23 protein-coding genes and 1 pseudogene are annotated in these 23,143 nt (G+C 67.2%); 20 read left to right on the forward strand and 4 right to left on the reverse strand.

Annotated features, from left to right (window positions below):
- Positions 1 to 104: 104 nt before the first annotated feature.
- The 5 genes from QXH22_RS06080 to QXH22_RS06100 all read left to right on the forward strand — a co-directional run bounded on the left by QXH22_RS06080 (position 105) and on the right by QXH22_RS06100 (position 6,164).
- Positions 105 to 2,399 (forward strand): nitric-oxide reductase large subunit, encoded by a 2,295-nt coding sequence (locus QXH22_RS06080; RefSeq protein WP_306275159.1) that lies wholly within the window; start codon positions 105 to 107, stop codon positions 2,397 to 2,399.
- Positions 2,396 to 3,022: a hypothetical protein gene (locus QXH22_RS06085; protein ID WP_306241821.1), complete on the forward strand. Its 627-nt coding sequence runs from the start codon at positions 2,396 to 2,398 to the stop codon at positions 3,020 to 3,022. The genes QXH22_RS06080 and QXH22_RS06085 overlap by 4 nt, the downstream gene beginning before the upstream one ends.
- Complete coding sequence (locus tag QXH22_RS06090; RefSeq protein ID WP_306241822.1) at positions 3,019 to 3,816, forward strand: slipin family protein; 798 nt, start codon at positions 3,019 to 3,021, stop codon at positions 3,814 to 3,816. The genes QXH22_RS06085 and QXH22_RS06090 overlap by 4 nt, the downstream gene beginning before the upstream one ends.
- Positions 3,817 to 4,002: 186 nt before the next feature.
- The gene (locus tag QXH22_RS06095; RefSeq protein ID WP_306241823.1) at positions 4,003 to 5,127 is read left to right on the forward strand and encodes a PPE family protein; all 1,125 of its coding nucleotides are present in this window, start codon (positions 4,003 to 4,005) and stop codon (positions 5,125 to 5,127) included.
- Complete coding sequence (locus tag QXH22_RS06100; RefSeq protein WP_306241824.1) at positions 5,124 to 6,164, forward strand: PPE family protein; 1,041 nt, start codon at positions 5,124 to 5,126, stop codon at positions 6,162 to 6,164. Before QXH22_RS06095 ends, QXH22_RS06100 begins: the two co-directional genes overlap by 4 nt.
- Before the next feature lie 4 nt (positions 6,165 to 6,168).
- On the opposite strand, the gene QXH22_RS06105 is transcribed toward QXH22_RS06100, so the two are convergent.
- On the reverse strand, positions 6,169 to 6,525 hold the full coding sequence (locus QXH22_RS06105; RefSeq protein ID WP_306241825.1) for a hypothetical protein: 357 nt from the start codon (positions 6,523 to 6,525) through the stop codon (positions 6,169 to 6,171).
- A 23-nt stretch (positions 6,526 to 6,548) separates the two neighbouring features.
- Here QXH22_RS06105 and hisN point away from each other — a divergent pair, with 23 nt between their 5' ends.
- From hisN to QXH22_RS06120, 3 genes are all read left to right on the forward strand, one after another.
- A complete protein-coding gene (gene hisN, locus QXH22_RS06110; protein ID WP_306241826.1) occupies positions 6,549 to 7,340 on the forward strand; it encodes a histidinol-phosphatase in 792 nt (263 codons plus the stop codon).
- A 75-nt stretch (positions 7,341 to 7,415) separates the two neighbouring features.
- Positions 7,416 to 8,807 (forward strand): acyl-CoA dehydrogenase family protein, encoded by a 1,392-nt coding sequence (locus tag QXH22_RS06115; protein WP_306241827.1) that lies wholly within the window; start codon positions 7,416 to 7,418, stop codon positions 8,805 to 8,807.
- 30 nt (positions 8,808 to 8,837) lie between these two features.
- Positions 8,838 to 10,040, forward strand: coding sequence for an acyl-CoA dehydrogenase family protein (locus QXH22_RS06120; protein WP_065133823.1), 1,203 nt, complete (start codon positions 8,838 to 8,840; stop codon positions 10,038 to 10,040).
- Here QXH22_RS06120 and QXH22_RS06125 read toward each other — a convergent pair.
- Both QXH22_RS06125 and QXH22_RS06130 read right to left on the reverse strand, forming a co-directional pair.
- Positions 10,033 to 10,653 (reverse strand): TetR/AcrR family transcriptional regulator, encoded by a 621-nt coding sequence (locus QXH22_RS06125; RefSeq protein ID WP_306275161.1) that lies wholly within the window; start codon positions 10,651 to 10,653, stop codon positions 10,033 to 10,035. The genes QXH22_RS06120 and QXH22_RS06125 overlap by 8 nt on opposite strands.
- Positions 10,654 to 10,815: 162 nt before the next feature.
- Positions 10,816 to 11,670, reverse strand: a complete 855-nt coding sequence (locus tag QXH22_RS06130; protein WP_306275163.1) for an oxidoreductase — start codon at positions 11,668 to 11,670, stop codon at positions 10,816 to 10,818.
- Positions 11,671 to 11,831: 161 nt separating this feature from the next.
- On the opposite strand from QXH22_RS06130, the gene QXH22_RS06135 reads away from it, so the two are divergent.
- From QXH22_RS06135 to QXH22_RS06190, 12 genes are all read left to right on the forward strand, one after another.
- Positions 11,832 to 12,800 carry an NADPH:quinone oxidoreductase family protein gene (locus QXH22_RS06135; RefSeq protein ID WP_306244360.1) on the forward strand — a complete coding sequence of 323 codons (969 nt, stop codon included), beginning with the start codon at positions 11,832 to 11,834 and terminating at the stop codon, positions 12,798 to 12,800.
- A gap of 96 nt (positions 12,801 to 12,896) precedes the next feature.
- Positions 12,897 to 14,006, forward strand: coding sequence for a homogentisate 1,2-dioxygenase (locus QXH22_RS06140; RefSeq protein WP_306241830.1), 1,110 nt, complete (start codon positions 12,897 to 12,899; stop codon positions 14,004 to 14,006).
- Complete coding sequence (locus QXH22_RS06145) at positions 14,003 to 15,172, forward strand: alpha/beta fold hydrolase (protein ID WP_306241831.1); 1,170 nt, start codon at positions 14,003 to 14,005, stop codon at positions 15,170 to 15,172. Before QXH22_RS06140 ends, QXH22_RS06145 begins: the two co-directional genes overlap by 4 nt.
- The gene (locus tag QXH22_RS06150; protein WP_306275166.1) at positions 15,169 to 16,368 is read left to right on the forward strand and encodes a CaiB/BaiF CoA-transferase family protein; all 1,200 of its coding nucleotides are present in this window, start codon (positions 15,169 to 15,171) and stop codon (positions 16,366 to 16,368) included. Before QXH22_RS06145 ends, QXH22_RS06150 begins: the two co-directional genes overlap by 4 nt.
- Complete coding sequence (locus QXH22_RS06155) at positions 16,365 to 17,261, forward strand: hydroxymethylglutaryl-CoA lyase (protein ID WP_306275168.1); 897 nt, start codon at positions 16,365 to 16,367, stop codon at positions 17,259 to 17,261. The genes QXH22_RS06150 and QXH22_RS06155 overlap by 4 nt, the downstream gene beginning before the upstream one ends.
- Positions 17,261 to 17,872 carry a TetR/AcrR family transcriptional regulator gene (locus QXH22_RS06160; RefSeq protein ID WP_306241834.1) on the forward strand — a complete coding sequence of 204 codons (612 nt, stop codon included), beginning with the start codon at positions 17,261 to 17,263 and terminating at the stop codon, positions 17,870 to 17,872. Before QXH22_RS06155 ends, QXH22_RS06160 begins: the two co-directional genes overlap by 1 nt.
- Before the next feature lie 20 nt (positions 17,873 to 17,892).
- On the forward strand, positions 17,893 to 19,131 hold the full coding sequence (locus QXH22_RS06165) for an acyl-CoA dehydrogenase family protein (RefSeq protein WP_306275170.1): 1,239 nt from the start codon (positions 17,893 to 17,895) through the stop codon (positions 19,129 to 19,131).
- Positions 19,128 to 20,081: a phosphotransferase family protein gene (locus tag QXH22_RS06170; protein ID WP_306275172.1), complete on the forward strand. Its 954-nt coding sequence runs from the start codon at positions 19,128 to 19,130 to the stop codon at positions 20,079 to 20,081. The genes QXH22_RS06165 and QXH22_RS06170 overlap by 4 nt, the downstream gene beginning before the upstream one ends.
- Positions 20,078 to 20,434, forward strand: coding sequence for a DUF6285 domain-containing protein (locus QXH22_RS06175; protein ID WP_306275173.1), 357 nt, complete (start codon positions 20,078 to 20,080; stop codon positions 20,432 to 20,434). Before QXH22_RS06170 ends, QXH22_RS06175 begins: the two co-directional genes overlap by 4 nt.
- Positions 20,431 to 20,826 carry a nuclear transport factor 2 family protein gene (locus QXH22_RS06180; protein ID WP_306241839.1) on the forward strand — a complete coding sequence of 132 codons (396 nt, stop codon included), beginning with the start codon at positions 20,431 to 20,433 and terminating at the stop codon, positions 20,824 to 20,826. The genes QXH22_RS06175 and QXH22_RS06180 overlap by 4 nt, the downstream gene beginning before the upstream one ends.
- Entirely contained in the window at positions 20,823 to 21,365 is a 543-nt protein-coding gene (locus QXH22_RS06185; protein WP_306275175.1) for a YceI family protein, read from the forward strand. The genes QXH22_RS06180 and QXH22_RS06185 overlap by 4 nt, the downstream gene beginning before the upstream one ends.
- A 15-nt stretch (positions 21,366 to 21,380) precedes the next feature.
- Positions 21,381 to 21,779, forward strand: a complete 399-nt coding sequence (locus QXH22_RS06190) for a hypothetical protein (protein ID WP_306275177.1) — start codon at positions 21,381 to 21,383, stop codon at positions 21,777 to 21,779.
- Positions 21,780 to 22,569: 790 nt separating this feature from the next.
- Here the strand turns inward: QXH22_RS06190 and QXH22_RS30445 are convergent.
- Positions 22,570 to 23,026: pseudogene (locus QXH22_RS30445) on the reverse strand (PPE family protein); the annotation flags it as partial.
- Between the last annotated feature and the right edge of the window lie 117 nt (positions 23,027 to 23,143).

The raw sequence follows: 23,143 nt of genomic DNA on the forward strand, positions 1-23,143 counted from the left end.
GCGAACTCTTGCCACCGCGGCACGGCGCGAATTTGATGGGTCTGGGCGCCCTGACGCTCGGGTGCCCGGGCAGAAGTTCGGTCGCCTACCCGGGGGTTCCTGTCATGGCCGTCCAAGAGACATCGCCACATTCCGCCCAGCCGACATCTCAGCCCCTGGTGGGCAAAGGGTGGGTCCAGGGCGTGGCGCTGGTGCTGATCTTCGGCTTTCTGGTGATGGGCATCCTGGCCTACCGGACCTACACGGCGGCGATGCCGATGCCGGACAAGGTGGTCACCGAATCCGGCCAGGTGCTGTTCACCGGTGCAGACATCACCGCCGGCCAGGAACTGTTCCAGGCCCGCGGACTGATGCAGTACGGATCGGTGCTCGGCCACGGTGCCTACCTGGGGCCCGACTACACCGCCGACTACCTGCGGATGGCGACAGACGATGTCACCGACCAGTTTCGCGCCGCGGGTGTGGCGGACCCGCACAGTCAGGTGGTCAGCGAGTTCCGCACCAACCGCTACCGTGCCGACACGAAAACGCTGGTGTTCACCGACCGTCAGGCCGCCGCCTTCGACCGCATCCAGAGCCACTATGCGGCCTACTTCGGCGAGAACTCCACCAAATACGGACTGCTGCCCCGGCTGATCACCGACAAGACCCAGATCCGCCGGCTGACGGCGTTCTTCGCCTGGACGGCGTGGGCGGCGGCCGCCGAACGGCCCGGCCACAAGTACACCTACACCAACAACTGGCCGGCCGAACAACGCGTCGACAACGGTCCGACCGCAGCGGTGATCGTGTGGTCCGCGCTGTCGCTCATCGCGTTGCTGGGCGGCATCGGGGTCATGTTCGCGATCTACGGACGCTGGAGCCAGAAGGTCGGCTGGCACGGCGCCGAAACGTCCACTCTGGCGTTCCGCCAGCCTGGCGAAGTGAGCCTGACGCCGGCACAGCGGGCCACCACCTGGTTCTTCGCCGTGGTGTCGGTGCTCTTCCTGGCTCAGTCGTTGCTGGGCGCGGCGGCCGAGCACTACCGGGCTGACCTGTCCACGTTCTTCGGACTGGACCTGGCTCGAGTGCTCCCCTACAACCTCGCCCGCACCTGGCATCTGCAGCTGGCCCTGTTCTGGACCGCTGCGGCGTTTCTGGCCGGTGGCATCTTCCTGGTGCCCTTCATCGCCCGCCGGGAGCCCAAACGCCAGGCGCTGCTGGCGTACGTGTTGCTCGGAGCGGTCGCGCTGGTGGTGTTCGGCTCACTGACCTGTGAGGCGCTGTCCATCTACGGCGTCATTCCCAGTGGCGGTCTGTTCTCTCAGCAGTGGGAATACCTGGACCTGCCGCGGCTGTGGCAGATCCTGCTCGTCGTCGGGTTGTTCGTCTGGATCGCGATCATCTGGCGCGGTATCCGCGCCCGGCTCAAGACCGAATCGAAGATGAACATGCCGTGGCTGTTCTTCTTCTCCGGCTTGGCGATTCCGATGTTCTACGCTGTCGGACTGCTCGCGAGCAGCGACACCCACTCTACTGTCGCCGACTTCTGGCGGTTCTGGGTGGTCCACCTGTGGGTCGAGGACTTTCTGGAACTGTTCACCACCGTGATGGTGGCCTACATCTTCGTGCTGCTGGGGGTGGTACGGGAGCGAATTGCGCTGGGCGTCATATTCCTTGACGTCATCCTGTACTCCGCCGGCGGCGTCATCGGCACCATGCACCACCTGTACTTCTCCGGGACACCGGTGGAACACATGGCGCTAGGTGCGTTCTTCTCGGCAGCCGAGGTGATTCCGCTGACCTTCCTCACCGTCGAGGCGTGGGCCTTCCTGCAGCTCGGCGCCCGCCAGCAGTCCGGGGACGCGAATCCGTTTCCGCACCGCTGGGCGGTGATGTTCCTGGTGGCGGTCGGGTTCTGGAACTTCCTGGGGGCCGGCATATTCGGCTTCCTGATCAACCTCCCAGTGGTGTCGTACTACCAGATCGGCACCGCGCTGACGGCCAACCACGGGCACGCGGCGATGATGGGCGTCTACGGGATGCTCGCCGTCGGTCTGGCGATGTTCGCGTTCCGCTACGTCATCCCCGCCGACAAGTGGCCCGAGCGGCTGGCCCGAACGTCGTTCTGGTGCATGAACATCGGTCTGGCCTGGATGGTATTCGTCACGCTGTTGCCGCTGGGGGTGCTGCAGCTCTACCACTCGGTCGGCGACGGCTATTTCGAGGCGCGATCACTGGGCTACATCACCAAACCCGGCAACGCGGTTCTGGAATGGCTCCGGCTGCCGGGAGACGTGATCCTGATCGTCGGCGGGGTACTGCCGTTCGTCTGGATCGCATGGACCGCGTTACGCAACTTCCGCTCCGGCACGACGGTCGATGAGTTGCCCGAGCGCCCGCTGTACATCGAGACATGACACCGCCCGCCACGGCGGTCTGGCTGATCGCCGGTTACTCGCTGATGCTGCTCGCCGTCGGGTGGTGCTTCGACGCCATGGCACGACACGCCTCGGCGCGCGCCGCGGCCTGGCGGACCGGCCGGTTCAGCTATCGCCCCGACCACGATGCCTGGGTGTGTCCGCAGGATCAGTGGCTGTGGCCGACGTCGTTTGACCCTAAGCACCGGGTGATGCGGTACCGCGCGCTGCCGGTCGTATGCAACAGCTGCCCGGTCAAGGCCACCTGCACCACCTCGGATCACGGCCGGGAGATCAGCCGCGAGGTCGATCCCTGGCCACATTCGGAGGCGGGACGCTTCCACCGCGGGATCGGTTGCAGCGTAGCGGGATTCGGAATCGTTCTGCCCACGGCGACATTGATCGCCAACCACTCGCTGTCGGAGGTGCTGGTCTTGACCGGCACCGTCACCGTCGTGCTGACGCTCGGGCTGCCCCTGGCCCGCCACCTGTGGAACACCCCGGCCAATGCGCCGGACCACCTGCCCCACCGCACCGCCATCGAGGACGAGGTAGCCGCCGCGATCGATCGCTACTCCACCCACTGGGGCGGCAGCTGGAAACCCAAGGAGGACCGGACATGACCGGACTGGCAGTGGGCTTGACCGCCCTCGTGATCGTGATCCTGGTTGTGGCGGCCGCGGCCTCGCTGGCGGTGCTGCGCGAGTACGAACGGGGCGTGGTGTTCCGGATGGGACATGTGCGGCACCTGTACCAGCCGGGATTACGTTTCTTGATTCCGTTGGTGGACAAAATGGTTCGCGTTGACCAACGACTGGTGACGCTGACCATCCCACCGCAGGAGGTGATCACCCGGGACAACGTACCGGCCCGGGTGAACGCGGTGGTGATGTTCACGGTCACCGAGCCGCTGAAAGCGATCCTGGCCGTCGAGAATTATGCGGTGGCCACCTCGCAGATCGCCCAGACCACGCTGCGATCGCTACTGGGCCGCGCCGATCTGGACACGCTGCTCGCACACCGCGAGGACCTCAACAGCGACCTGCGCACCATCATCGAGAAGATGACCGAGCCGTGGGGGGTGCAGGTGCGGGTCGTCGAGATCAAGGACGTCGAGATACCGGAGTCGATGCAGCGGGCGATGGCGCGGGAAGCCGAAGCCGAACGGGAACGCCGCGCCAAGGTGATCAACGCCCGCGGGGAACTACAGGCGTCCGAGGAGTTGCGCGAAGCCGCCGAAACCCTGTCCAAGAGTCCGGCCTCGCTGCAATTACGTTATCTGCAAACGTTGCTGGAGCTCGGCGCCGACCAGAACTCGACGGTGGTGTTCCCGTTGCCCGTCGACATCATCACGCCGTTCCTGCGTGACCCGGACACCCTGCGGGGCGTGCTGGACCGGGTCAACCATCGCGGGTGACCGACACCATTTGTTCACTCTGAACGCACCGTAAATTCATCGAATCCGACACGCTTCGCCCGCCGGCCTTGCCAGGTTTGATTGCACGCCCCGGGCTGCCGAAAAACAGCCGGCTGAGGCAAATGCTGTTCGGCCGCGCCACTTATCTGGTAGTGCATGCGTACGACATTAAGGAGAACTGTGACAATGGATTACGCCTTTCTGCCGCCGGAGGTCAACTCGGCGAGGATGTACACCGGACCCGGTTCGAGTTCGTTCCTGACCGCCGCAGGCAGCTGGGACGCGCTGGCCGCGGAGCTTGTCACCACCGCAGCGGGTTACGACGAGGTGCTGACCGGCCTGGCCACCTGGCAATGGAGCGGTCCCGCATCGCAGGCCATGACGGCCGCTGCGGCCCACTATGCCGGTTGGCTGCAGGCCACCGCCGAACAGACAAAGCAGACCGCGGCGCAGGCGCGGGCTGCCGGGGCGGCCTTCGAGCAGGCCTACGCGATGACGGTGCCGCCGCCGGCCGTCGCCGCCAACCGCATTCAGCTCGCGTCACTGATCGCGACGAATCTGTTGGGCCAGAACACCGCAGCGATCGCGGCCGCGGAGGCGCAGTACGCCGACTTCTGGGCTCAGGACGCCGCTGCCATGTATGGCTACGCCGCGTCGTCGCAATCGGCGACGCAGCTGCTGCCGCAGTTCTCCTCCCCCGCACAGACCGCCAGCCAGAGCGGCCTGTCCGCCCAGCAGGCCGCCGTCAGCCAGGCCAACGCCAGCGCCGCCGCGTCAGATCCGGTGTCGCAGTTCGTCGATGCGGCGACCCAGTCGTTGCAGTCGCTGGGCGGGTCGATCATCCCGGACGATCTGACCGCTCTGGATGTCATCGCAGCGGTCGGCACGTCGATCAACTCCACGTACTACTTGGAAGCGTTCGCCGCCGGGGTCATCGGCGCCGAGAACAATCTCGGGGTGCTGCCCAAGGCGGGTGCGGCGCTGGCGGCCGACGTAGCGCCCGCAGCGTCCGGCCTGACCGCCGCGCCCCCGCTGGGCGCGGGTCTGGGTACCGTCACCGCGACCCTGAGCCGGGCCGGCACGATCGGGCAGATGTCGGTGCCCGCCAGCTGGGCCGCACCGTCGATCAGCCGGTTTTCCGCCCTGGAGCCGGCGGGGTTCACGGTGATTCCCGGGACCGAGGACGCGGTGGTGTCCGGGTACCCCGGCTATCCCGGGCTGCCGGCCGGGACGTCGGCGCGAGGCGCTGGATCCCCGCCGCGCTACGGTGCCCGGCTAACGGTGATGGCGCGCCCGCCGGCCGCTGGATGACCGATTTCGCTTGGCTGCCGCCGGAGGTGAACTCCGCGCGGATGTACAGCGGCCCCGGATCGGGGTCGTTAATGGCGGCCGCCGAAAGCTGGGACTCCCTGGCCGCGGAGCTGGAAACCACGGCCCAGAGTTGCCAATCGGTGCTGTCCACCCTGACTGCATTGCACTGGCACGGGCCGGCGTCGGCGGCAATGACAGCGGCCGCCGCCCCGTACCTCGGCTGGTTGCAGGCCACCTCCGGGCAGGCGCGGCAGACGGCCATGCAGGCCCGGGCGGCGGCGGCCGCCTACGAGTTGGCACATGCGATGACGGTGCCCCCGCCGGTGGTCGCGGCCAACCGCGTCCAGCTGGCGTTGCTGATCGCGACGAATTTCTTCGGCCAGAACACCGCGGCGATCGCAGCCACCGAGGCGCAGTACGCCGAATACTGGGCGCAGGACGCCGCCGCGATGTACGGCTACCAAGCAGGCTCGACCGCGGCATCGGAGCTCACGCCGTTTACCTCGCCGCAGCGGGCCACCGCGGCCTCCCAGGAATCCTCCGGCGACCTGTCACTGCGGGCGCTGTACACCGCACTCGACCCCTCGTCGCTGTTCTACCTCGATGTCACCGTGTTCGACGAGATCCGCGTCGTGGGCACCACGATCGGTTCCGTCACCAAAATCGATCTGACCGCGTGCGGGGTCATCGGGGCCGAGAACAACCTGGGCATTTTGCCGACCGTGGCCACCCGATCAGCGGTGACACCGGTGCCGTCGAACCTCGCAGCCGGTTCGGGACTGGGTCAGGTGAGCGCGACACTGTCGCGCGCCAACACGATCGGCACGCTGTCGGTGCCGCCGAGCTGGGCCACGGAATCCGGTGGCTCGATCAAAGTGGCGCCGGCGCGGGCACTGCCGAATTTCTCCGCCGAGCCGGCCGGCACCGGTCTGGGTTTGCCCGGCGTGCCCGGAATGAAAGCGTCCCGGCCGTCGATTGTCGTGCCGCGCTACGGCCGCCGGCTGCGGGTGATGTGGCCCTCGCCCGCTGTCGGCTGAGGCCTCACCCGTCCAGCGGTTCGGGCGGCGCGGGCGGCTCGGGCGGCGCGAAGTTCCAATTGTCCGGATTGTTGGGCGAATACACGACGGGGAACTGCTGACCCGTGACCGGCCACTGGCCGGCGGTGACGATCATGCGGCGGTAGACCGCGTGCTCGTTGACGGTGGGTCCGTTGATGACGCCGGAAATGGTGACGAACTGCTCGCCGGCCTCGGCGCTGTCGGCTTCCCGCGAGCTGACTCCGGTGACCAGCAATGTGCCGCTGGCCAGGGCGCCGCGCGGGCCGGGACGGATGAACCGGGGCGCCAGAAACACCACCAGCACCGCCACCAGCAGGAGCAGCACCATGAATTCCCACATCTGGCCATGGTAGGACTGCTGGCGTGACGCATGCCGATGATCTGCAGTTCGCCCTGACGCTGGCGGACCGCGCGGACGACGTGACGCGCGCCCGGTTCGGTGCACTGGACCTGCGCATCGACACCAAGCCCGACCTCACGCCGGTGACCGACGCCGATCGCGACGTGGAGTCGCAACTGCGCCAGGCGATCGCGGCCGGACGGCCGGACGACAGCGTGCTCGGCGAGGAGTTCGGCGGAACCACCACCTGGAACGGGCGGCAGTGGATCATCGATCCGATCGACGGCACAAAGAATTTCGTGCGCGGAGTGCCGGTGTGGGCGAGCCTGGTCGCGCTGCTGGAAGACGGCGTCCCCGTCGTCGGGGTGGTGAGCGCGCCCGCGCTGCAACGACGGTGGTGGGCGGCGCGCGGGCAGGGGGCGTACGCCTCGGTCGCCGGGACGCCGCCGCGCCGGCTCACGGTTTCGGCTGTGGCAGAACTGAATTCGGCGAGCCTGTCGTTTTCCAGCTTGACCGGCTGGGCGCAGCTCGGGTTGCGCGGGCAGTTCATCGACCTGACCGATGCCGTCTGGCGGGTGCGGGCCTACGGCGACTTCCTGTCCTACTGCCTGCTCGCCGAGGGTGCGGTGGACATCGCCACCGAACCCGAGGTCTCGGTCTGGGACCTGGCCGCGCTCGACGTCCTCGTGCACGAGGCAGGCGGGCGCTTCACCAGTCTGGACGGCACCGCCGGACCGCACGGCGGCAGCGCCGTGGCGACCAACGGCCTGCTGCACGACCAGGTCCTCGATCGCCTGCGCCCCGCTGTGAACTAGCTAACACGTGCCATCTATCTTACTCCGGAGTAAGATACGGTCATACGCATCGCCCCACCGACAGAGGCTGCTGATATGACCGACACACTTCCTGCTTCCGGCACCCGCTCCAAGAAGCGCCGTGGCCCCCAGACGACCATCGGGATGAAACCGCACAAGCGCACCGGCGTCGACATCGCCATTGCGTTGCTGACACCGCTGGTCGGCCAGGAGTTCCTGGACAAGTACAAGCTGCGCGACCCGCTCAACCGGACGCTGCGCTACGGCACCAAACAGGTGTTCTCCACCACCGCCGCCGCCAGCCGCCAGTTCAAGCGGGTGCAGAGCCTGCGCGGCACGCCGACCCGGCTCAAGTCGAGCGGCAAGAACTACTTCGACCTCACACCGGACGACGACCAGAAGATGATCGTCGAAACCGTCGAGGAATTCGCCGCGGAGATCCTGCGCCCGGCCGCCCACGACGCCGACGAGGCGACGACCTATCCGCCCGGCCTGATCGCCAAGGCCGCGGAACTGGGCATCACCGCGATCAATATCCCGGAAGACTTCGACGGCATCGCCGAGCACCGCTCCGCGGTGACCAACGTGCTGGTGGCCGAGGCTCTTGCCTACGGCGACATGGGCCAGGCGCTGCCCATCCTGGCGCCCGGGGGCGTAGCGTCCGCCCTGACTCACTGGGGCAGCGCCGACCAGCAGGCGACCTACCTGCGTGAGTTCGCGGGCGAGAGCGTCCCGCAGGCGTGCGTGGCCATCGCCGAGCCTCATCCGCTGTTCGACCCGACGCGGCTGCGGACCACCGCGGTGCGCACCCCTTCCGGCTACCGCCTGGACGGCGTGAAGTCGCTGGTGCCCGCCGCGGCCGACGCCGAACTGTTCATCGTCGCCGCACAGCTCAACGGCAAGCCGGCGCTGTTCATCGTCGAGTCCTCCGCCAAGGGCCTCACCGTCAAGGCCGACCCCAGCATGGGCATCCGCGCGGCGGCGTTGGGACAGGTTGAGCTGAACGGTGTTTCGGTGCCGCTGCACGCCCGGTTGGGTGAAGACGCGGCGACGGACGAGGACTACTCCGAGGCGATCGCGCTGTCGCGGCTGGGCTGGGCGGCGCTGGCGGTGGGCACCTCGCACGCGGTGCTCGACTACGTCGTGCCCTACGTCAAGGAACGCGAAGCCTTCGGCGAGCCGATCGCGCGTCGGCAGGCCGTCGCATTCATGTGCGCCAACATCGCAATCGAACTCGACGGGCTGCGGCTGATCACCTGGCGCGGGGCATCGCGCGCCGAGCAGGGCCTGCCGTTCGCCCGGGAAGCGGCGCTGGCCAAGCGATTTGCGTCCGACAAGGGCATGCAGATCGGGCTGGACGGCGTGCAACTGCTCGGCGGCCACGGATTCACCAAGGAGCACCCGGTCGAGCGCTGGTACCGCGATCTGCGGGCCATCGGCGTCGCCGAAGGCGTCCTGGTCATCTAACTCGTATTCTTCAACGGCGAAAGAGTAATCATGGCAATCAATCTCGAGCTACCCGGCAAGCTGCAAGCGGTGGTGACCAAGACCCATCAGGGCGTTGCCGAGTTGGTACGGCCCATCGCGCGCAAGTACGACCTGAGAGAGCACGCCTACCCGGTCGAACTCGACACGCTGATCAACCTTTTCGAGGGCGCGTCGGAGTCATTCAGCTTCGCCGGTGCCGGCGAGCTGCGGGGCAGCGACAAGAAGGACGACAACCACAACGGCGCCAACATGGCTGCCCTCGTGCAGACGCTCGAAGCCAGCTGGGGTGACGTAGCGATGATGCTGTCCATCCCCTACCAGGGCTTGGGCAACGCCGCCATCTCCGCGGTGGCCACCGAAGAGCAGCTCGAGCGCCTGGGCAAGGTGTGGGCCGCCATGGCGATCACCGAACCCGGCTTCGGCTCCGACTCGGCGGCGGTGTCCACCACCGCCAAGCTGGACGGCGATGAGTACGTCATCAACGGCGAAAAGATCTACGTCACAGCCGGTTCGCGTGCCACCCACATCGTGGTATGGGCGACGCTGGACAAGTCCAAGGGCCGCGCGGCGATCAAATCGTTCATCGTGCCGCGCGAACACCCCGGGGTCACCGTCGAACGGCTCGAACACAAGCTCGGCATCAAGGGGTCGGATACCGCTGCTATCCGGTTCGATAATGCGCGCATCCCGAAGGAGAATCTGCTCGGCAACCCGGAAATCGAGGTAGGCAAAGGCTTCTCGGGTGTCATGGAGACCTTTGACAACACCCGGCCGATTGTCGCTGCCATGGCCGTCGGCATCGGGCGCGCCGCACTGGAGGAGATCCGCCGGATCCTCACCGACGCCGGAGTCGAGATCGACTACGACCGGCCCGCGCACGTACAGAGCGCCGCTGCCGCGGAGTTCCTGCGGATGGAATCGGACTGGGAGGCCGCCTATCTGTTGTCGCTGCGTGCGGCATGGCAGGCCGACAACAGCATTCCCAACTCCAAAGAAGCGTCGATGAGCAAGGCCAAGGCCGGCCGGATGGCCAGCGACGTCACCCTGAAGACGGTCGAATTGGCCGGCACCACCGGATATTCCGAGCAGATGCTGCTGGAGAAGTGGGGCCGCGACTCCAAGATCTTGGACATCTTCGAAGGCACGCAGCAGATTCAGCAACTGGTGGTGGCCCGCCGGCTGCTGGGTCTGTCGTCGGCCGAACTCAAGTGAGCTGGCGGGCGAGCTCGTAGATGGCCCGCCCGTGCAACTCGAACAACGCGATCAGGTCGACCGCGTCGCCGCCGAGTTCTTTGGCGACGAACAGTCCGTCCGCACCGGCCATCGCGTACGTCGCCAGCTGATGCACGTTTGCCTCGCTGAGCTGCGGCATGGTCGCGCGAAAGTTGTTCTTGAGCTGGTCGAATGCGCGTGCCCGGACCTGGATGAACATCGTCTTGGCGCGGGGCTCGGCAGGCCGGCGCTCAAGGGCGAGCATCAGCCCAAGCCGCAGGAAGTCCGGCGCCTCCAGTAGCGCCTTGGCGGTCTGCTCGGTCAGTCCCCGAATCAACTCCCGGGGATCCGCCGTCGGTGTCGGTTCCGAGAGGTTCCACGCGGTCAGCCAGGTGCCGAAGCTGCGCTCGATGACCGCGGCGATCAGGTCGTCTTTGTCCTTGAAGTGCCAATAGATCGAGCTGGCCGGCAACCCGCACTTCGCGCTGACCAGCCCGATGCTGGTGCCTTCGTAACCGCGTTCGGCCGCGATCTCGGTCGCCGCGTCCAGAATCCGGGTGCGTGACAGTTCGCCGTCGGCCCGGCGCTTACGCTCGGTCTTCTTGGCGGCCATGTGACTCCCCCTGACTCCGGAACTCCCGCAAGATTACCGTAGCGATCACTACGGTACAACCGACGGGGGAACCGCAAGGCTGACCACCTTCGCCGAACGTGAACTGACGGTGAGATTTTCGCGATTTTTTCGCACTCAGTTCACGCTCGGCGAACGGGGGGGCTAAGCCACCGCGTCGAGCCGGGCCCGGAGTTCGTCGTCGAGTTGGATGTCTCTGACGGCCAGGTTCTCTTCCAAGTGGGCGACCGACGACGTGCCGGGAATCAGCAGCACATTGGGCGCCACACCCAAAGTCCAGGCCAGCGCGACCTGAGCCGGTGTGTACCCCAGTCGCTCCGCGGCACTGCGCACCAGTTCGTGGCCCAGGACCGGGTTCGACGGGGAGAAGGCCGAACCGAGCGGGAAGAACGGCACGAAGGCTATCCCGCGATTTGTACATTCCTCCAGCACCGGAGCCGAAGACCGGTCGACGAGATTGAAAGCGTTTTGAACACAGGCGATCTCGGTTCGCTCCAGCGCGTGCAGCAGATGCCGGTGGGTGATCTCGCTGAGCCCGATGCCGCCGATCAGTCCCTCGTCGCGGGCGGCGATCATCATCGACAGTTGTTCGTCGAAGAGCTCGTCGGGCTCGTTGCTGTCCATCAGCCGAAGGTTCACCACAGCAAGCTGATCGACCCCCAGTGTCCGCAGATTGGCTTCCAGGTCGCGGCGTAGATCGGCAGGATCGGTCAACGGCAGCCAGGCCCCTTTCTCGTCGCGGCGCCCGCCGACTTTGCTCACCAGGGCCAGGTTTTCCGGATAGGGATGCAGCGCCTCCCGGATCAGTTCGTTAGCGACGTCCGGCCCGTAGAACTGAGCGGTGTCGATGTGGTCGACACCGAGTTCGACGGCCCTGCGCAGCACGGCCAGTGCGCCGTCACGATCACGCGGGGGGCCGAGCACTCCGGGACCGGGAAGTTGCATCGCTCCGAAGCCGACCCGGGCCACCGAAAAACGACCAAGTCGGAATGAATCCATAACTGAGGCTAGCGTCGGACTACTTGGAGAAATTCCCCGTGCTGGTGGCGCAATCAAAGGACGTGGTCGGCGCACTCGACCAGGTGCGCGCCGGGGCCTTCACCGGACGGGCGGTCGTGCGGGTTGCGGGCGGGTTCTGGCCCGGAAGTAGGGTGATCGGCATGCGCGCAGCACGGGTGACTCGGCTTGATGGTCCGGAAGCTATTGAGGTGACAGACATCGACGAACCCACCGGCGACGGTGTGGTGGTCGACGTGCACGCCGCCGGGGTGGCCTTCCCGGATGCCTTGCTCACCCGCGGGCTGTACCAGTACCGGCCGGACCCGCCGTTCACGCTGGGCGCCGAGATCGCCGGGGTGGTGCGCTCGGCGCCGGAGGGCGCGCACGTGCAGCCCGGCGACCGGGTGCTCGGTCTGACGATGCTGACCGGCGGCATGGCCGAGGTCGCGCTGCTGGCGCCCGACCGGCTGTTCAAGCTGCCCGACAACCTCAGCTTCGAGGCCGGCGCGGGGGTGCTGTTCAACGACTTGACGGTGTACTTCTCGCTGGCCGTCCGCGGCCGTTTGCAAGCCGGCGAGACGGTACTGGTGCACGGCGCGGCGGGCGGCATCGGCACCTCGGCGCTGCGACTGGCCCCGGCACTCGGAGCATCGAAGGTGATCGCGGTGGTCAGCTCCGAGGAGAAGGGCCGCATCGCCACGGCCGCCGGAGCCACCGACGTGGTGCTGGCGGACGGGTTCAAGGACGCGGTCAAGGAGCTGACCGGGGGCCGTGGCGTCGACATCGTGGTGGACCCCGTCGGCGGTGACCGTTTCACCGACTCGCTGCGCTCGCTGGCGCCGGCCGGCCGTCTGCTGGTGATCGGCTTCACCGGTGGGGAGATCCCGACCGTCAAGGTCAACCGGTTGCTGCTCAACAACATTGACGTGGTCGGCGTGGGCTGGGGCGCCTGGGCCGGCCGCCACCCCGGCGCGCTCGAAGAGCAGTGGGCGGCGCTCGAAGAGCTGTTCACGTCGGGCAAGCTGAGCGCCCCCGAGCCCGAAGTGTTCCCGCTGGAAGAAGCGGCAGCCGCCGTCGCGTCGCTGGAAAACCGCAGCGCCAAAGGCAAAGTCGTGTTGCGGGTGCGCTAGCGCATCGAGCACGGTGTGACTTCGGGACTTGCCCGGCAGCAAAACAAAAAGTAATGTCACTTTTACTTATTGCTGTCGACCATCCGGAGCCGCTTCATGGAATCGTTCGTCCACCTGCGTAAGGGCAGGACACCGCACCGCGTGCACGCCGACCTCGACGGCCTCAAGGACGACGAAATGGGTCGCGGCGGGTTCGCCGGACGCACCGCCAACATCTACCGTCGCCACGACCCCACCGCCTACCGCGCGGTGGGCCCGCTGCGCCCGATCGATGTGCTGGCCGACCAGCTCAAGCCCAGTGACGCCACCGATGCCAACGGCGGACCGCTGGTGATGTTCACCAATCCCGACTGCCGGGTGCTGCTGAGCCGGCGCCACGACGAGATGCCCTTCTACACCCGGCACATTGACGGCGACCTGCTGTGCTTCGTACACAGCGGCGCCGGCCTGCTGGAAACGGAGTTCGGGCCGCTGCGCTACCGGCAGGGCGACTGGATCTATCTTCCGAAAGCCACCACGTGGCGCCAAATACCAGATACCGAAACCACATTGCTGATGATCGAGGCCACCGACGAGTTCCGGGTCCCCCCGCCCGGGACACTCGGACGGCACTTCCCCTTCGATCCGGCACAGGCGGTCATCCCCGAGCCGGCACCGATCGACGACGACGGCCGCGACGAGTATGAGGTCCGGCTGATTCATCGGGAATCGGGCAATGCTGGGTCGACCACTATCCTTTATTACCAACACAATCCGATCGACGTCGAAGGCTGGCGCGGGGACAACTTCGCGTTCACCTTCAACATCGCCGACTACAACGTGATCACCTCCAACAGTGTGCATCTGCCCCCGACAGTGCATCTCTTCATGCAGGCAACCGGCGTCTACGTGATGAACTTCCTGCCCAAACCGGCCGAGGGCGTCCCCGGCACCGAGCGCACCCCGTGGTATCACCGCAACGTCGACTACGACGAGATCGCGTTCTTCCACGGCGGATCGCTCTACGGCATACCGATGCCCCCGGGCCTGATATCCCATGCGCCGCAGGGGGTTCACCACGGCGCACCGGAGAAGGCGCGGGAACGCGCCCGGCGCAAGTTCGATGAGTATTCCAGCGTCGACTGGCAGGTGATCGCTATCGACACCCGGCGCCGGCTCACACCGTCGGCCGAGGTGCTGGCGCACGACCTGGGGCAGCACTCATGAAACACGAGTACGAGCGGATCCCCTATCTTGTTGCATTCCAGAACAATTCCGGCGTGCGTGACGTCTACGGCGGTCTTGCCGAGATCACCGTGCTGGAAAGCTATCTACTCAAGCCGAAGGACAAGCCGTCGGACACCGTGCTGGTTTTCATGCATCCGATCGGCGGCGGCGCCTACCTGCCGATGATCAACGCGCTGGCCCGCGCCGGGCATCATGTCATCTACTGCAACAGCCGATTCCGCGGCACCGATTCGTCGTTGCTGATGGAGAAGGTGGTCGAGGACCTCGGCGAATGCATCAAGGACGCCAAGAACCGGTTGGGCTACCGCAAGGTGGTGCTGGCCGGCTGGAGTGGCGGCGGCTCGCTCTCGGTGTTCTACCAGCAGCAGGCCCAGCACGCGACCATCACGTCCAGCCCGTCCGGCGACGGGCCTGACCTGACCCAGCTCGAGCTGCCGCCCGCCGACGGCATCATGCTGCTGGCCGCGCACATCAGCCGGCACGGCACCCTGACCGAGTGGCTGGACGCCTCCATTCTCGACGAATCCGATCCCACCAGGCGTGATCCCGAGCTGGACATCTACAACCCGGACAACCCCAACCAACCGCCCTATAGCGAGGAGTTCCTCACCCGCTACCGCCAAGCGCAGATCGACCGCAACCGGCGGATCACCGCGTGGGTCCGCGACAAGCTGGCCGAATTGAAAGCGGCCGGCAGACCGGATGACGAGTTCTGCTTCGTCGTGCACGGAACCATGGCCGACCCGCGCTGGCTGGACCCCACGGTCGACCCGAACGAGCGGACACCGGGCACCTGCTACCTGGGCGATCCCCAGGTGGTGAACATGAGCCCGGTCGGCCTGGCCCGCTTCTCGACGCTGCGCGGCTGGCTGTCGCAGTGGAGCTATGACGAGGCCCGGGGCGACGGCGTAGCGTGCGGGAAGGATCTCGCGATCCCGGCCCTGGTGATCGGTAACCTGGGCGACGACGCATGCACACCCAGCCACACCCGACGGCTCTATGAGGCGATCGGGCACCCGGACAAGGAGATGCACGAAATTCCCGGCGCCACACACTATTACGCGGGTCCCGACCAGCGAGACAAGTTGCGGCAGGCGGTCGACATCGTCACCGACTGGCTGACGCGGCACGGGTTCGCTGAATGACGGGTGCGCTGGACGGCATCAGGGTGCTCGAACTCGGCACGCTGATCGCCGGGCCGTTCGTCGGCCGCCTGCTCGGAGACATGGGCGCCGACGTCATCAAGGTCGAACCGCCCGGCGCCCCGGATCCGTTGCGGACCTGGGGTCAGGCCGAGGTGGACGGCCACCACGTGTTCTGGACGGTGCACGCCCGCAACAAAAGGGCCGTCACGCTCGACCTGCGCAAGCCGCGCGGACGCGAGCTGTTTCTGGAGCTCGTCGAGAAATCCGACATCGTGGTGGAGAACTTCCGGCCCGGCACCCTGGAGAAGTGGAACCTGGGCTACGACGTGCTCAGCGAACGCAATCCGGGCATCATCCTGGTCCGGGTCTCGGGCTACGGACAGACCGGGCCGGACGCACACAAGGCCGGCTATGCGTCGGTCGCCGAGGCGGCCAGCGGCCTGCGGCACCTCAACGGCTTCCCCGGTGGCCCGCCACCGCGGCTCGCGTTGTCGCTGGGCGACACCCTGGCCGGCATGTTCGGAGCGCAGGGCGCCCTTGCTGCCCTGTACCGCCGCAGTGTCACCGGACACGGTCAGGTGGTGGACGTCGCGCTGACCGAATCCTGTTTAGCGGTACAAGAATCCACCATCCCCGATTACGACGTCGGAGGCGTGGTGCGGGGGCCGTCGGGCACCCGCCTGGAAGGCATCGCTCCGTCGAACATCTACCAGAGCGCCGACGGCTCGTGGGTGGTGATCGCCGCCAACCAGGACACCGTGTTCGCCCGGTTATGTAAGGCGATGGAGCGTCCGGAACTGGTCACCGACGACCGCTTCGCCAACCACGGCGCGCGCGGCCGGAACCAGGACGAGCTGGACGCGATCATCGGCGCCTGGGCCGCCCATCGCCGGCCCGCCGAGATCATCGAAACACTCTCGGCCGCAGGCGTGATCGCCGGCCCGATCAACACCGTCGCCGAGGTGGTCAACGACCCGCAGCTGCGAGCCCGCGACATGTTGGTGCCCCACCACGACGAACGGCTGGGCCGCGACGTCCTCGGTCCGGGCATCGTGCCGGTGCTGTCGGAATCTCCGGGCAGCGTACGCAATGCCGGGCCGGCCCGACCTGGCCAGCACAACGACGACGTGTACACCGGGCTGCTGGGCAAGACGGCTGACGACATCGCCGAGTTGGTGGCCGAGGAGGTGCTGTGAACTCCCACGTCGACATCCGCGAGGTGGCGCTGCGCGACGGATTGCAGATCGAGAAGCCGATCCCGTTGTCGGCCAAGCTGGAACTGCTGGCCGCGGTGGCCGCCACCGGGGTGCGCGAGGTCGAAGCCACCGCGTTCGTGTCGCCGTCGAAGGTGCCGTCGATGGCCGATGCCGCGGAGTTGGCCGCTGAATTGCACAACTACCCCGACATCGACTTCTCCGCGCTGGTGGCCAGCCCGAACGGGGCCAGGCGCGCGATCGCCGCGGGGCTGCGATCCATCGAGTACGTGGTCGCGGCCTCCGATGCGTTCAGCCAGGCCAACGTCGGACGGTCCAGCGCCGAGGCAACCCGCCAGATCAGCGAAATCGTCGCCATTGCACGCGACGCCGGCGCGTCCGTCGAGGTGATCGTCGCCACCGCCTGGGACTGCCCGTTCGACGGGCCCACTGCGTCACAACGGGTGCTCGACATCGCACTCGCGGCACGCGAGCAGGGTGCGGACCGGTTCTGCATCGCCGACACCATCGGCACCGCCACCCCGGGGCGGGTGAGTTCGCTGATCGCGCAACTCCATCCGGTGATCGGTGAGCTGCCGCTGGGGGGACACTTCCACAACACCCGCGGCGCCGGGCTGGCAAGTGCCTACGCCGCCGTCGCGGCCGGTGTCACCCGCCTGGACGCTTCGGTCGGCGGCTTGGGCGGCTGCCCGTTCGCGCCGGGTGCGACCGGCAACATCGCCACCGAGGACCTGGTGTACCTGCTGACCGACAGCGGATTCGAGGTCGACGTCGATCTGCCGGCGGCGATCGCCGCCGCGCAGGTCGCCAGAACCGCTGTCGGCCACGACCTCCCGAGCGCCCTGCTGCGCGCGGGAGACCGGATGCGCACCTGATGCCGGCCGAGGTGCTCAGCGCCAAGGGCCAGCAGACCCGCCAGTCCATCGAACAGGCTGCGCGGAAGTTGTTCGCCGAGAGAGGTTTTCACGGCACCACTCTGGCCGACATCACTTCGGCGGCGGGAAAGTCGTCAGCTGTGTTCTACCGCTACTTCACCGATAAGGAAGATCTGCTGGCCGCCCTGGCGGAGTCGTTTTTGCATGACGTGGTCGAGCCGTCCGGGTTGCGGGTTCACCTACCGGAATCTCCCGACGACGACGCGTTCTTCACCTCGGTGGTCACCGGCTACTGGAGCATGTTCAAACAGAACATCGGCATCATGATCGCGGTGGCACAGCTGGCCGCCACGCAGCAGCGTTTCGCCGACGTCCAGAACGAGTTCCGGCGATTCGGGATGGATATCGTCGCGGCCTCGGTGCGCCGCGCGCAGGAACAGGGTTACGCCACCGAGCTGAATCCGGAGCATACGGCGGCGGCCATCGCGCTGCTGTTCGAGAACTTCACCACCGTGTTCGTCGGAAAGCCGGACCTGGGGGTGACGATCACCGACGACGAGGCCATCGCCCTGCTGTCGCGAATGTGGAAGAAGACGTTGTACGGCGCCTGACGACCTAAGGAGAGATCAACGTGGATTTCAGCCTCCCCGAACACCTTCCGGGCTTGCTCACCGAGATGGACGAGTTCATCGAGACGGAGATCAAGCCGCTGGAACGGGAGAACATCCAGTACTTCGACCACCGCCGCGAAAATGCCCGCACGGATTGGGACAACGGCGGCATCCCGCGCCGGGAGTGGGAGGACCTGCTCGGTGAGATGCGCAGGCGTGCCGACAAGGCGGGCTGGCTGCGGTACGGGCTGCCCGCGCAGTTCGGTGGGCGCGACGGCACCAATATCGACATGGCCGTCATCCGGGAGCACCTGGCGCACAAGGGACTCGGCCTGCACAACGACCTGCAGGACGAATCGTCGATCGTCGGCAACTTCCCGCAGGTCATCATGATGGACCGGTTCGGCACCGACGCGCAGAAACGGGAGTGGACCGAGGCGCTGATCACCGGCGAACGGTCGATGGCGTTCGGGCTGACCGAGCCCAAGCACGGCTCGGATGCCACCTGGCTGGAAACCACCGCCGTCCGCGACGGTGACGGCTGGGTGATCAACGGCGCCAAGCGATTCAACACCGGCGTGCATCGCGCCACCCACGACCTGGTGTTCGCCCGCACCTCCGGTGAACCCGGCCAGGCGCGCGGCATCACGGCGTTTCTGGTGCCGTGCGACTCCCCCGGTTTCACCATCCCGTACTACTGGTGGACGTTCAACATGCCCACCGATCACGCCGAGGTGGAACTCAAGGACGTCCGGGTGCCCGACGACGCGATACTCGGTGAGCTGGACCGCGGCCTGGAGGTAGGCCAGACCTTCCTGCACGAGAACAGGATTCGTCAGGCCGCCAGTAGCCTCGGCGCCGCTCAGTACTGCATCGACCGCGCCGTGGCCTATGCCGGGGAGCGTCACGTCTTCGGCAAACCGCTGGCGGTCAACCAGGCGGTGCAGTGGCCGCTGGTCGAATTGCAGACCGAGGCGCAGATGGTGCGCCTGTTGGTTTATTACGCCGCAACGCAATTGGACCAGAACCACCACATGGAGGTCTCGGACAAGGTGTCGATGGCCAACTACCGGGCCAACCGTCTGGTGTGCGACGCCGCCGACCGCGCGATGCAGGTGCTCGGCGGTATCGGGTACAGCCGCCACGAGCAACTCGAACACATCTACCGCCACCACCGGCGCTACCGGATTACCGAGGGCGCAGAGGAGATTCAGATTCGCCGGGTTGCCCAGCGGCTCTTCAAGTTCGGCAAGAAGTGACGCTGTCCGACAGCTTGACCGCCCTGCTGACGCCGGTGCTGGGCGACGGCGTGGCGATCGACAACCTGCGGGTGCTCACCGGCGGTGCCAGCCGCACCACCTGGGCGTTCGACGCGGTCACCGGCGCCGATCGCCGGCCACTGATCCTGCGCACCGGGCCCCCCGACGACATCCACGCCGGGATGGAACTGGAAGCCCGGGTTCAGGCGGCCGCGGCAGCCGCGGGCGCGCCGGTGCCACACGTGCTGATCGCGGACAATTCGCTTGCAACACTGGGCAACCCGTTTCTGATCTGCGAGGAGATCAAGGGCGAGACCATCGTCCGGCGGATCTTCCGCCAACTCGACGACCCGCCGCGGCTGCTGCGGCAGTGCGCCCAGGCCCTCGCCGCCATCCATCGCGCCGATGCCGGCGACCCCGATCTGGCACACGAGGACCCCGTCGAGCACTCCCGCCAACAGCTCGACGACATGGGCGACACCACAGCCACTTTCGAACGGACGATCCGCTGGCTGACCAGCCACCGGCCGGCGCCATCGCCCACGGTGCTGGTGCATGGTGATTTCCGGATGGGAAACCTGATCGTCGACGGCTCCGACCTGGCCGCCGTGCTCGACTGGGAACTGGTGCACGTCGGCGAGCGCTACGAGGATCTGGCCTGGTTCTGCGTGCGCGCCTGGCGGTTCGGCGCCCCAGCCAGTCGCGCCGCGGGCGGGCTGGGCAGCATCGAGAGCTTCCTGCGCTTCTATGAGGAGGCCGGCGGGACGACCGTCGACCGGACCGCGTTCCACTGGTGGCTGGTGCTGGCCACGTTGCGCTGGGGGGTCATCTGCCGTTATCAGGCGGAACGCCACCTGTCCGGCCAGACCCGCTCGGTGGAACTGGCGACGATCGGGCGCCGGGTGTGCGAGAACGAGTGGGATCTGCTTGACCTGTTGGAGGATTCATGAACCTGCACGGCCGGCCGACCGCGGCCGAACTCGTCGCCGCCGTCGCCGAATTTCTGGAACGCGACGTCCGGGACGCCACCGCCGGGCAGGTCAACTCGCACATCAATTTCCAGGCCCGGGTGGCGGCCAACGCGCTGCGCATGGTCGAGCGGGAACTGCAGAACCCGGGCGCATCCGACGTGGAAGCGGCACTGGCCGGGCTTGGATTTGCCGATGAAGCCGGGCTCGCCGCCGCCATCCGGGCCGGTGATCTGGACGGCCGCGACGGCGACGTGGTCGCCTGCCTGCGCACGCTGGTGAGCCACCGGCTTGCTGCCGCCCATCCCGGATACGACAAGGAGCCGCAGTCATGACCGTCAATGAGCTCGCAGACCGCCTGTTTTCCGCCATCGAGAACGGCGATCGAGCCACCGTCGCTTCGATGTGGAGCGAGAACGTCGCCGTCTGGCGCACCGACGGCCGCCGCGACGCCACCACATGCGATGACAAGCCGCGGGCGTTGCGCGTCATCGACTGGTTCCTCTCGACCACCGCATCGCGCGGCTACCAGATCCTGGATCGCCAGGTCTTCGAGAACGGATTCGTCCAGCAGCATGTGTTGCACGCCACCGGTCACGGCGGCCAATCGATCGCGATGCGGGTTTGCATCGTGATCAAGGTGGACACAGAAGGACTTATCGACCGAATCGACGAGTACTTCGACCCCGCGGAACTCGCGCCCCTACAAGTGAGGGACCCACGATGACCACCCTGGAAACGCTGCTCAGCGACCCGGAAACCGTCGGACCCTGGGCTCTGGTGCCCGACCGCTCGGCGGTCACCTTCAAGATCCGCAACATGTGGGGGCTGATGCCCGTCAAAGGTTCGTTCACCCAGTTCAGCGGCGAAGGACGGCTGACTCAGGGCGGCGCGGTATCGGGCCGGATCGACATCGAGGTGGCCTCGCTGGACAGCGGGATCGGGCGCCGCGACAAGCACCTGCTGTCGGCCGACTTCTTCGATGCCGAGCGCTTCGCCACGATCAGCGTCGTCGTCAATGCGCTGCAACCGGGCACCGGGAAGTCCGCCGACCTACGCACCCACTTCACCATCAAGGGCATCACCGAACCGGTGTCGCTGCCGGTGACGATCACCGAACTCGACGACGGCTCGGTACAAATCTCGGGCCGTTCGCAGATCGACCGATCCCGGTTCGACCTGGGGTGGAACAAACTCGGGGTGATGTCCAATGCGGTCACGGTGTCCGCTGAGGCAGTCTTCGTGCGGTCGGCCGGCGGCGCGTGAATTAACATCGCACCCGTGCCCGACACCACCCCACTGCGCGTCCTCGTTTACAGCGACAACGTCCACACCCGCGAACAGGTGAAGCAGGCCCTGGGCAAACGGCTGCACCCGGACCTGCCCGAACTGAGCTACGTCGAGGTCGCCACCGGCCCGATGGTGATCCGCACGATGGACGAGGGCGGTATCGATCTGGCCATCCTCGATGGAGAGGCGGCGCCTACCGGCGGCATGGGCATTGCCAAGCAACTCAAGGACGAGTTGTCGTCCTGCCCGCCGATTTTGGTCTTGACCGGGCGCCCCGACGATGCGTGGCTTGCCAGCTGGTCGCGTGCCGAGGCGGCAGTGCCCCATCCGCTCGACCCGATCGTGCTGGGCCGGACGGCGCTGAGCCTGTTACGCGCCCCCGCGCACTAGGCACCCTAGGCGCCGGGGATCCGGATCCTCGCTTCTTCTTCCTCTTCCTCGGCCTGCGGACGGAATTCTCCGGGCGCAATTTCCGGCCTCAATCTGGCGACTGATTCCTCGGCGACTGCGTCCGATGCGCGGAATCCCGACGCCGGAATGCTCGATGCACCCCGTGTCTGCGCGGCCGGCTTCGCTTCGCCGGGGGCTGCCGCCGCCGCGGCATCGGGGGCCGCGGTGGGCAGCACACTCATGGCCGGCACTTCTGCCTCCGGTGCTTCCACACCCTCGGCCGCGACGTCGGCTTCCTCGGTGGCCTCTTGGGCTGCGAGGGCCTCTTCGTCTTCCTTCTCCTGCGCTTTGGCGGGCATCGGCATCGACGGGCCGTCGCCGAGCAGGCCGGAACTCCGGGTCATTGCGCCCATGGGCATCGGCATCGGCATCATGCCGAAGCCCCCGACGCCCGGGCTGGCCACACCGGGATTAGCGCTGGTGGCGGCCGCGCTACCGACGTCGGTTCCGGCCGCGGTGCCGCCGGCGTAAGCACCCGCGTCGCCGCCGGTGTAACTGGCCGGCGCGAGTCCGCTGTCGGCACTGCCCACACCGCCTCCACCACCGCCGCCAGCGGCGGCGGCGCCCTCGGTACCCGTGGTTGCGGGCGGGGCACCTCCGCCGCCGGTCGCGCCGCCAACGCCGGCTGAGCCAGTGCCGCCACCACCACCGCCCGCGCCAGCCGCGGCGCTCACTGCGCCGCCGATGCCACTGGCGAGCGCCGGGAAGCTCTGCAGCACCGACTGCCACGGCACCACCTGCGCGGCAGCGGCCGCCGCGCCGGCGTAGTAGCTCGCCATCGCGCTGACGTCCTGGGCCCACATCTCTTCGTAGATGCTTTCGGCCAGTGCGATCGCCGGCGCGTTCTGGCCGAACAGGTTGCTCATGATCAACTGCACGAACGCATTGCGGTTGGCGTCCACCGCACCGGGATGGATGGTTGCCGCCTGCGCCGCCTCAAAGGCGCTGACCACCGCCAGCGCCTGCCCGGCCGCACCCTGAGATTGCGCCGCGGCCGCGGCCAGCCAGCCTGCATAGGGCGCTGCCGCAGCCGCCATGGCTGCCGACGCCGCTCCCTGCCACGCCTGGCCTGCCAGGTTCGAGATGACCGAGCCGAACGATTGGGCTGCGGTGCTCAACTCGGCTGCCAACCCGTCCCAGGCTGCCGCCGCCTGCAACATCGGTGCGCTGCCGGCTCCGAGGAACATCCGCAACGAGTTGATCTCCGGTGGCAGCGTAAAGAAACTCACAGACCCCGTCCTCCCAGATCGGCCATCGGCATCCCGGCGCTGACCTCGCAAAAGCGTGCAGCGACCCAGCTCAAC

Source organism: Mycobacterium sp. TY814 (assembly GCF_030755175.1).
In the GTDB taxonomy this organism is placed as follows: domain Bacteria; phylum Actinomycetota; class Actinomycetes; order Mycobacteriales; family Mycobacteriaceae; genus Mycobacterium.